Origin of the sequence: Bifidobacterium ruminantium DSM 6489, from assembly GCF_000770925.1 — a bacterium.
Lineage (GTDB): Bacteria > Actinomycetota > Actinomycetes > Actinomycetales > Bifidobacteriaceae > Bifidobacterium > Bifidobacterium ruminantium.
The window spans coordinates 99667-110144 of the sequence record NZ_JDTK01000008.1; the positions used below are offsets into that span (position 1 = coordinate 99667).

A 10478-nucleotide genomic window follows, 5' to 3' on the forward strand; every position below is an offset into this window, starting at 1 on the left:
CAAATCGGAAGGCGACGTGACCGGCACAATCGGTCGCGCCGCCTTCTGCTACCAGAAAGAAGGAGTGACATGCCAGGAGCAAACCTCACCCGAATCGAAGCGGAAGAACGCAAAAGCATCATCGCCGCGCCAATCCATTACACGGTCAAGCTTGACCTGACCCGCGGAGCCAAGGATTTCGGCTCCGAAACCACCATCACCTTCGACGCGAAGCCGGGGAAGTCAAGCTTCCTTGACCTCATCGCCAACGAAGTCAGCGAGATCACCCTCAACGGCGAAACCCTCGACCCGGCCGAAGCATACGCGGACAGCCGCATCGAACTGAAGAACCTCAAGGAACACAACGAGGTCACCGTCAAGGCGCTGTGCCAGTACTCCAACACCGGCGAAGGACTGCACCGCAGCGTCGACCCGTCCGACGGCAACATCTACCTGTACACCCAGTTCGAAGTGCCGGACGCGCGCCGCGTCTACGCCGTGTTCGACCAGCCTGACCTCAAGGCTGTGTTCGACTTCTCCGTGCTTGCGGCCAAGTCCTGGATCGTTACCTCCAACATGCCGACCGCATCCGTCACGGACGCCGACACCGTCACCGAGGAAGGCACGCTCGGCAGCCACGAGCCCGAAACCACCAAGCTGTGGGTGTTCGAACCGACCCCGACCATGAGCTCCTACCTCACCGCCATCTGCGCCGGTCCATACGCCGAATGGCACACCGAATACGCCAACGAGGACGGCCGCACCGTGCCGATGGCCATGTACTGCCGTCAGGCGCTCGCCAAGGCCTTTGAGAAGGATGTCGACTACCTGTTCGACATCACCAAGAAGGGCTTCGCCTTCTACGCCAAGACCTGGGGCGTGCCGTACCCGTACGCCAAGTACGACCAGATCTACGTGCCGGAATACAATGCCGGCGCCATGGAGAACATCGGCATGGTCACCATCCGCGACCAGTACGTGTTCGAATCCAAGGTCACCGACGCCTATGCGGAACGACGCGTCGTCACCGTGCTGCACGAGCTCGCCCACATGTGGTTCGGCGACTACGTGACCATGAAGTGGTGGAACGACCTGTGGCTCAACGAATCCTTCGCGGAGTTCACCTCCACCATGGCCACTGCCGAGGCAACCGAATGGAAGGACGCCTGGGCCACCTTCAGCTCTGGCGAGAAGAGCTGGGCGTTGAATCAGGACCAGCTGAGCACCACCCACCCGATCGTCGCCCCGATCAACGACCTCAACGACACCTACGTCAACTTCGACGGCATCACCTACGCCAAGGGCGCCTCCGTGCTGAAGCAGCTCGTCTACTACGTCGGCCGCGACCGCTTCTTCAAGGGCATCAACAACTACCTCAACAAGCACGCCTACTCCAACGCCACCCTCGCCGACCTGCTCGCCGAACTGGAACTCACCTCCGGCCGCGACCTCAAGGCCTGGAGCGCCCAGTGGCTCGAACGGTCCGGCATCAACACCATCACCACGGAAGTGGAGACCAACGAGGACGGCACCATCAAACGCCTCGCCCTCCGCCAGACCGCGCCGGCCGAACATCCGGTCCTGCGCGCCCACCGCCTCGCCGTCGGCTTCTACAACGAGGATCCGGAAACCGGCAAGATCGTGCGCACCGACCGATTCGAACTTGACGTGGACGGTGCGCTGACGGTCGTCGACGCGGCCGCGGGCAAGGCACGTCCGTCGCTGATTCTTGTGAACGATGACGATTTGACCTACACGAAGCTTCGTTTCGACGACAAGAGCCTCGCCTTCGCCTTGGATAACCTGTACCGCTTCGACGATGCGCTCGCACGCTCCGTGATCTGGCTCGCCCTGTGGGACATGACCCGCGACGGCGAACTGCCGGCACGCAGGTTCATCGACACCTCGCTGGCCGCGCTCGCCACCGAACGCGAATCCACCACCTTCCGTTATGCGCTGGCACAGGTCAGCACCACCGCATGGCATTACACCGCTCCGGCCGATCGTGCCGAGGTCGTGAAGCATGTGGCCGCCGAACTGTTCAAGCTGGCCGGCGCGGCCAAGGCCGGATCGGACGAGCAGTTCCAGCTTGTCACCGCCTATCTGGGCTACGGCGAGCCGGGCGACGAAGCATTCGTGGCCAATGCGAAGGGTCTGCTCGACGGCTCCGTGGCATTCGAAGGCCTTGACATCGACAACAACTTCCGTTGGACCATCATCAACGCGCTGAGCACCGTCAATGCGATCGACCAAGCTGGAATCGACGCCGAACTGGCCAAGCGCGAAACCACCGAGAACCGTGAGTTCGCCTATGGCGCACGCGCTGTGGCCGGCACCGCCGAAGCGAAGGCATGGGCGTGGAACGAGGCTTTGCACGATGACGGTCTGACCAACATGCAGTTGGAATCCGTGGCTCGCGGCTTCGCCGCCACACCGCGCGCAGACCTGGCCGAGCCGTATGCCGAGAAGTACTTCGAAGCAGTCGATTGGATTTGGGAACACAAGACCTTCCACATGGCCGAGGCTCTGCTCGAGGGCCTGTATCCGGGCTATGCCGATCCGGCGAAGCTCGTCGAGCTCGGTGACGCCTGGCTCGCGTCCCATAAGGGCGCGGACAACGCCTTGCAGCGCATTGTGCGTGGCAACGTCGAGGCTTCTCACCGCACGCTGAAAGTGCGCGACTTCAACGCCGCGCTCTGATAGCAGGGGCGACAGGAACGTTCCCGCTTAAGAGCCGTCATGTCGTCGCACGACTTTGATTTTGGGTGCGATTTTCAAAGTCGTGTGACGGGCATATCGGCATTTATGCCCCCTAATCCTCGGTTTCCGCTTGAGAATAAGGGTCAGGGGGCATTTTTGCGTCGAAGGCTGTCGCACGACTTTGATTTTGGAGGCATTTTTCAAAGTTGTGCGACAAGCGTGCTGGCTTTCATACCCTCTAACTCTTATTTTTCGCTGGTTTTCAACGGAAAATGATAGTTAGGGGGTATTTCTTTATCAAGTGCTGTCGCACGACTTGATTTTCCGCCTTGAAATCAAAGTCGTGCGACACGAAAAGGGCATTGCGCGCCGTGAAATGCTTTGAATTGTGAAGTGTTATGCGATTGCGCCACAGGCTGCCGGTTTCGACGGCATGATTGAGTACGATAGGTCACGGAAATATCGTTTGCAGATAGCGAGGATTTGAGACTCATGCCACGTATGTTCGGAACCGACGGCGTTCGAGGATTGGCGAATAGGGATTTGACAGCACAGCTGGCGCTTGATTTGGGTGACGCCGCAGTGCGCGTGCTGGGCGATGACGACGACAAGGGCGAGTTCGCGAGCCGCCGTCGCGCGCTGGTCGGCCGCGATACGCGAGTTTCCGGCGATTTCCTTGCCGCGGCGTTGTCCGCGGGCATGTCCGCAGGCGGTTTCGATGTGATCGATGCCGGCATCATCCCGACCCCGGGTGTCGCTTACCTGACATCCGTGCTCAACGTCGAAATGGGTGCCGTGATTTCCGCCTCCCATAATCCGATGCCCGACAACGGCATCAAGTTCTTCGCGCGCGGCGGCTTCAAGCTGCCTGACGCCAAGGAGGACGAGATCGAAGCGGTGCTCGGCCAGGATTGGGAACGTCCTACCGGCGCGGGCGTGGGACGTATCAGCCATGACACCGCCACCGCAACCAACCTGTACATCGACCATCTGGTCTCCGCCATCGCACCGGTCGGTCCGGACAAGTCCCAGCCGACCCCGCTGAAGGGACTGAAGATCGTGGCCGACTGCGCGAACGGCGCCACTTCCGTGGTTGCGCCGGAAGCGCTGCGCCGGGCAGGCGCCGATGTCACCGTCATCAACGCGTCCCCGGACGGATACAACATCAACAAGAACGCCGGATCCACGCATCCCGAGCAGCTGCAGGCCATGGTCAAGGCCTCCGGCGCCGTCATGGGCGTTGCCTTCGATGGAGACGCAGACCGTTGCCTCGCCGTGGACGAAGACGGCACCATGGTCAACGGCGATCAGATCATGGGTATTCTGGCACGCGCCAAGAAGAACGCCGGCAAGCTCAACCACGACACCCTCGTAGTGACGGTGATGAGCAATCTCGGTCTGAAACTGGCCCTGCGTTCCATGGGCATCAAGACCGTGCAGACCAACGTGGGCGACCGTTACGTGCTTGAGGAGATGCTCCGTGGCGATTATTCGCTCGGCGGCGAGCAGTCCGGCCACGTGATCAACCGTGAATTCGCCACCACCGGCGACGGCACCCTGACCGCGCTGACCCTGTGCAACGAAGTCGTGCGCTCCGGCAAGAGCCTCAAGGAACTGGCCGCCGACTTCCCGCAGCTGCCGCAGACACTCATCAACGTGCCGAACGTCGACAAGATGGCCGCCAAGACGAACGCCAAGGTCCAGGCCGCAGTGGAACGCGAGGAGAAACTCTTGGGAGACACCGGCCGCGTGCTGCTGCGTCCATCCGGTACCGAGCCGCTCGTCCGCGTCATGGCCGAGGCCGAAACCCAGCAGCAGGCCGACGAAGTGTGCGATCGCCTCGCCAAGGTCGTCGCCGATGAGCTCGCCCTGTAGGAGGACCGCATGTTCGGACATAACACGAAAGTGAATCTCGAACTCAACCGCGAGGTCGAGAAGCTTATCAAAATCGGCGGCACGGAGAAGATCCTGCCGATCGTGCAGGCGGGCGAGCCGGTGCTGCGTCAGCAGACCGTCGCCTATGACGGGCAGCTGAGCCGCAAGACGCTCGACAAGCTCATCGATGCCATGCGCGTCACCATGCTGGAGGCTCCGGGCGTGGGTCTGGCGGCCACCCAGATTGGTCTCGGCCTGGCAATGGCCGTCGTGGAGGATCATGTGCGTGACGATGACGAAGGCGATCCGCGCGAAGCCGCGGAATTCCCCTTCCATGCCATCATCAACCCCAGCTATGAGCCGATCGGCACCGAAACCCGTAGCTTCTACGAAGGATGCCTGAGCTTCGACGGCTATCAGGCCGTGCGCAAACGCTGGCTTGACATCACCGCCCGTTGGCAGGACGAGGACGGCAACCAGCATGAGGAACATCTGCATGGCTGGCCCGCCCGCATCTTCCAACACGAAACCGACCATCTCAGCGGCGAACTGTACATCGACCAGGCCGAGATCCGAAGCCTGACTACCAACGAGAATCTCGAGGATTTCTGGTGCGAGGATCCGGTACCGACCGAAGCCGCAGCGGAACTCGGATTCGAACTGTGATCGCAAGGCTGTGACCGCATAGACGGACGCGGCAGACGCGACGAAAACACGAAAACGCAAGGGGTGCCTCTCAAGTTGCTCGCTTGAGAGGCACCCCTTGCGTTTGACGCGCATGCCATTCGGAATTCATATTCCGGCGATTATGCGGGATCCGTCAGCATTCCGGATTCACCAGCATGTCGCGCGCATCGGCTTCCCGTTCGGCAGCCGAACGCAGATCCCAGCCCGGTTTGCGCGACGCGTACAGCACCAGCGGCGGCACGCCGAGCACAATCACGACAACGGCCACCAGAATCGCATACGAGACGCTGTTCAAACCGGTGAAGCCGGCCGGACGTACGAAGGTCAGGACGAACGCTGCGGCGGAAGCGACGAAACCGACGCCCGCGACCAGCCGGATCGCTGGAACCCGATATGTGCGCCGTACCTCGGCATGTGTTCTGCGCAGACGGATCGCCGCGGCGAACATCAGCATGTACATCACCAGATACAACGCGGTCGCCATATCCACCAATGTCGCGAAAGCGGTGTTGCCATTGGGGATCAGCACGAACAGCAACGCCAGCACGGTCACGATGATGCCCTGCGGAATCAGAATGCCCTCCTGCACGCCATGGGCGTTGCGCTTCTGCAACGCGGGCGGCATAAGACCGGTTCGAGCGGCCGACAAAAGACCGCGGGAAGGCCCTGCGATCCATGCTACCACGGAGGAGAACGCGCCCAATGCGATGAGCAGCGAAATCACCGGAGTGCCCCAGCTCATGCCGAAATGGTCGAAGAACTCCTTGAACGCCAGATTGATGCCGTCGATGAGTCCCAGCTCACGATGCGGCACGGCGAAGGCGATGGCCAGGGTCGGCAGCACGAGCACCAGCAGGATCAGCGCGGTGGCCAACGCGATGGCGCGCGGGAACTGGCTTCCCGGATGCTCCATGTCGTTGGCATGCACGGCGTTGACCTCCATGCCCGCATAGGCGAGCACATTGGAGACGATCAGCACAATCGACGCGATGCCCGTCCACGACGGCAGCAGCGCGGACGCATGCAGGGAAGTATGCATCGGTTCGCCGATCGCCAGCCAGACCGCTCCGAAGATGATGAGCAGCAGTGCCGGGAACAGCGTTCCGATAAGTCCCGAAACCGAACCGACTTTGGCGAACAGGTTGCCGCCCCGCAGCGCCACCAGCGTGCTCGCCCAATACAGCACGATGATCACCGCGGCGACGTACACGCCGTTGCTGCCCAAGCCTCCCATGCCGAACACGTATGACAGGCTGACGGCGATGAAGGCGATCTGAATTGGATACCACACCACATTCTGGATCCACTGCAGCCAGATGGCAAGGAATCCGATTCGATTGCCGAAGGCCTCACGCACCCATACGTACACGCCGCCCTTCCAGCCGGTGGCCAGTTCGGCGGCGACCAAGGCGGTCGGTACCAGGAAGACCACCGCGGGAATGAGATACAGCAGAATTGATGCGAGACCGTAGTCGGCCATGGCCGGCAGCGAACGCAACGAGGCCACCGCCACCACGGTCAGCATGGCCAGCTGGCCGACCGACATCATGGCCTTGCCGGTTTTGCTCGCGACGCTTGAGGTTGTGCCGCCTGCTTCATTCTCCCCGGCATGCGCAGGTGCGCCCGTAATATTGGGGTTTCCTGCATCTGCAGATCGGCCGGTGGACGCGATGGGGGATGGATTGTTCGCCGTTCCGGTCGGTGTCGTCCGGGCATTCGCCCCGAAGTGAGCGGATCCTGGATGTGCAGCTGCGCTTGCGTTGTGCGCCACCACGGCAAGCGGCTTTTTTCATATGAACTGTCATTGCAGCCAGCTTTCGTGAACATAATCGTTGTGGGAATGATCATGGTTTTCCTTCAATTCCCCGGAATCAAGGAACATCAGTGATGGAATCCGGATACGTGCGCCTCGCTCGGCATCGGAGAACGAAGTCCGTCCAGATACTTCACGCACGCCTTCAGATCCCCGATGAACGCTTCGGCCATGTCGTGGCTGAAGCCGTTGCGCACCACGATGCGCTGCACGGTCACCTGCGTCAGATTCATCGGCATCGGATAGGCCGGCACCAGCCAACCCTTCATACGCAACCGATCCTGCAGATCGTACAGATTCCATTTGCGATTCGCCCGATCCTTGAGCATCCAAGCGAACACCGGAATGTCGGAACCGTCATTCCACAACGTGAAATCATCCATCTTCGCTATCTCGCCCGACAGGTACTTCGCCACATCGTGCGAGGTCTGCTGCATCCTTCGATACCCTTCGAATCCCAGACGCAGGAACATGTAATACTGCAGCAGCACCTGCGCTCCCGGACGGGAGAAGTTCAGCGCGAACGTCGGCATCTCACCGCCGAGATAACTCACCTTGAAAATCAAGCTTTCCGGCAAATCGGCGGTCTCACGCCATATAACCCAGCCCAATCCCGGATACACCAGACCATACTTATGCCCGGAGGTGCTGATGGAGTAGACGCGCTTGACGCGGAAATCCCAGGCGAGGTCCGGCTGGATGAACGGTGCGATCATGGCGCCCGAAGCGCCGTCCACATGGATGCGCACGTCGAGTCCAGTGCGTTCCTCGATACGGTCCAACGCCTCGGAGATCTTCTCGACCGGCTCATACATACCCGTATACGTCACGCCCATGATGGCCACCACGCCAATGGTGTTCTCGTCGACGTACTTGTCGAGGTCATGCCCGTCGAGCACCTTGTGATCTTCGGAAATCGGCACGTAGCGCGGTTCCACGTCGAAATAGTTGCAGAACTTCTCCCAGCAGACCTGCACGGCGCTGCTCATCACCAGATTGGGCTTGTCGGTGGGCAGGCCGACCTTCTCACGCGCCTCCTTCCAACGGCGCTTGAGCGCCAGTCCGCCCAGCATGCACGCTTCGGACGAGCCGATGGTGGAGGTGCCGATGGTGTTCATCGGATCGGGCGCGTGCCACAGGTCAGCAAGCATGTGCCAGCAACGGGATTCGACCTCGGCCGTCTTCGGATACTCGTCCTTGTCGATCATGTTCTTGTCGGCCGCCTCCATGTACAGACGATTCGCATGGTCATCCATCCACGTGCCGACGAACGTCGCGAGGTTGAGTCGCGCGTTGCCGTCCAGCATGGCTTCGTCATGCACCACCTGATAGGCGGTTTCCGGCAGGGAGCCTTCCCTCGGCATGGTGAATTTCGGGAACGCCTTGGCCTCCTTCGGCCGTGCGAACAGTGGATTGATTTCCACATTGTCCGGAAGGCGTCCGCTTCCCTTGGCTTCGTCGTCTTTGGTTCCGCATGCTTCGTGGAACTCGCTCGGTTCGCATGTTGCCGACATGGTCGTGCCTCCATTGACGTCCGCACCATGGCAGCATCCGCATCCATTTTCGTTGATGTCGCCGATGGAATGCGTTGGTTCGGAATGTGTCACTGACATTGCAGCTTCCTTTCGTTGATTTGGAACGTTTGATCGCGTTCCGTGATTCAAAATGAAAGTCAAGTCTGGGTTTTGCTGGAAAATCGTCATATTTGCGCTATGTGGTGATTCGCATGCCGGCCGCCGTGCATGGATATATCCGCGCGCGGTTTCGTAGGAAGCGATTTCGCACGTACCCATGCACCCACGTTCGCGCAGAGAGGAAGCCCACGCCGGTCCGCCGCATGTCGCAGTGCTCTGATGGTGGGTGTCGGCTACGATGGACAGATATGAGTGAATCGACGACGAATTCTTCCTGGCTTGATGACGCGAAACAGGACATCGGGCAATGGTCGGCATCGATGCCGAACAATGCCGACAACCAGCCGATTGATTGGCAGTGGGTGTCCTCGCTTGACCTGCGCAATGGCATCGGCGTCGCCGCACGGCAGCACATCGACCTGCTGGACATACTGCGCTCCGTACCGTCGCCGCAACTGCCCGTCCAACAATTGCATGATCTGCTGAAGGACGATCTTGCCATTCGCGACCGGCTCGAACCGATCATCGCGCAGTACAGCAGCACGTTCATGACGGATTTCGACCGGCTCATCGCCTCTTATCGGCTTCCCCGCGCGCTCGCCTACGCGAACCGGCGGCTGTGCGACGAAATCGCGGTTTTGCGACGCATCGGTGTGGATATGGGTTTGTGGACGGTCACCGAGGAACGGCGTGAACGCGTGACGGTGCCGGTGCTTCACCCCGGTTCCGCTTCGGTTTCCGGGGAGATCACGCTGGATGACATCCAGGATCGGACCGCCGATATCGTCAACGGGCGTGCCGCCCGACGCGCTTCGGAGAGGAGCCAGAAGCGTGCCAGCGATTATGCCATGTCGCGTGCGAATCTGAGCGGCGTCACCAGTCCGGGCGGCTCCACGGTGTTCGGCCAAGGCTCGGATTCAGCCGGCGCGCGCGGCAATGCGTCTCAAACCGGCGAATCGGCGCAAACTCGCCGTTTGGCCGAGTATCGCAAGTCCGATTGGCGTGACGCGTATCTGCCTGGCCGCGATGTGGACAACGTCATGGGCATCGACATCGAGACCACCGGTACGGATCCGGCTCGCGTGTACATCATCGACGTCGGTTTCGAATACATGAACATGATTTCCCCGCGTCCGGCTGATGCGCCTACTGAATACCGGTACGAGCAGGGCTATTACGAGGCTGGCGACGCGTACGGCCAGGCGCGCTTGTCGTTCGGTGTTCCCGCCGAGAACGCGACGCTTGGAAATCCTCTGATTCGTGACCTGACCGGCATCGACGTGACCCAGCGTGCATCCGGCTTCCGCCTGTTCGACGAGTGGCCGGAGGCGCAGATCGGCTTGTTGCAGCGATTGGAGCAGCAGCCGTATGTGGCGCACAACGCCCGGTTCGAGCATGGATTCTTCATGCTGAATGTGGCCGGATATGCGGAGAGCTACCGTTCGGGCAATATCACGATCATCGATACATTGCCGATGAGCCGCCGTTGGGATGAGGGTTCGATTCCGGATGACGAGCATCCGTACGGCATCAACACATTGGACGCGTACGCCAAGCGGCAGGGCGCGCTTGATCCGACCAAGTCGGAACGACACCTTGGTTTGGAGGACACGCACATCATGTTGGTTGCCATGAAGCATCACTTGGGTGTGCTGCGTGCCGAAGGACGTGGCCCATGGGGAGCGGGAGGCAAGTCCGGAGTCGGTGGAAAGCATTGCGGTCGCCGCTGGTAGATGTCTGGAAGGTATTTTCTTCCTGATTTGTCAAGTTTCGACACGCCGATGGAGTCC

General features: G+C 60.7%; 6 protein-coding genes. 4 read left to right on the top strand and 2 right to left on the bottom strand.

The genetic code is table 11. The features are described from left to right. Positions 1–69: 69 nt before the first annotated feature. From pepN to OU26_RS04800, 3 genes are all read left to right on the top strand, one after another. On the top strand, positions 70–2679 hold the full coding sequence (pepN, locus tag OU26_RS04790; protein WP_026646842.1) for an aminopeptidase N: 2610 nt from the start codon (positions 70–72) through the stop codon (positions 2677–2679). Positions 2680–3171: 492 nt separating this feature from the next. Beyond that, entirely contained in the window at positions 3172–4554 is a 1383-nt protein-coding gene (gene glmM / locus OU26_RS04795; RefSeq protein ID WP_026646843.1) for a phosphoglucosamine mutase, read from the top strand. Between the two features lie 9 nt (positions 4555–4563). Further along, positions 4564–5220, top strand: a complete 657-nt coding sequence (locus OU26_RS04800) for a peptide deformylase (RefSeq protein WP_026646844.1) — start codon at positions 4564–4566, stop codon at positions 5218–5220. 154 nt (positions 5221–5374) lie between these two features. Here OU26_RS04800 and gadC read toward each other — a convergent pair whose 3' ends face one another. After that, positions 5375–6790, bottom strand: coding sequence for a glutamate/gamma-aminobutyrate antiporter GadC (gene gadC, locus OU26_RS04805; RefSeq protein ID WP_237743736.1), 1416 nt, complete (start codon positions 6788–6790; stop codon positions 5375–5377). A gap of 332 nt (positions 6791–7122) precedes the next feature. Beyond that, positions 7123–8667: a glutamate decarboxylase gene (gene gad, locus OU26_RS04810; protein ID WP_237743737.1), complete on the bottom strand. Its 1545-nt coding sequence runs from the start codon at positions 8665–8667 to the stop codon at positions 7123–7125. A 269-nt stretch (positions 8668–8936) separates the two neighbouring features. Here gad and OU26_RS04815 point away from each other — a divergent pair, with 269 nt between their 5' ends. Next, positions 8937–10421 carry a DNA polymerase III subunit epsilon gene (locus tag OU26_RS04815; RefSeq protein ID WP_026646847.1) on the top strand — a complete coding sequence of 495 codons (1485 nt, stop codon included), beginning with the start codon at positions 8937–8939 and terminating at the stop codon, positions 10419–10421. Positions 10422–10478 lie beyond the last annotated feature (57 nt).

Bases quoted from the DNA above. Each gene is read 5' to 3' on its own strand.
- gadC (WP_237743736.1), bottom strand. From the start codon at position 6,790: ATGATGTCGGTCGGCCAGCTGGCCATGCTGACCGTGGTGGCGGTGGCC.
- pepN (WP_026646842.1), top strand. From the start codon at position 70: ATGCCAGGAGCAAACCTCACCCGAATCGAAGCGGAAGAACGCAAAAGC.
- OU26_RS04800 (WP_026646844.1), top strand. From the start codon at position 4,564: ATGTTCGGACATAACACGAAAGTGAATCTCGAACTCAACCGCGAGGTC.
- glmM (WP_026646843.1), top strand. From the start codon at position 3,172: ATGCCACGTATGTTCGGAACCGACGGCGTTCGAGGATTGGCGAATAGG.
- OU26_RS04815 (WP_026646847.1), top strand. From the start codon at position 8,937: ATGAGTGAATCGACGACGAATTCTTCCTGGCTTGATGACGCGAAACAG.
- gad (WP_237743737.1), bottom strand. From the start codon at position 8,667: ATGTCAGTGACACATTCCGAACCAACGCATTCCATCGGCGACATCAAC.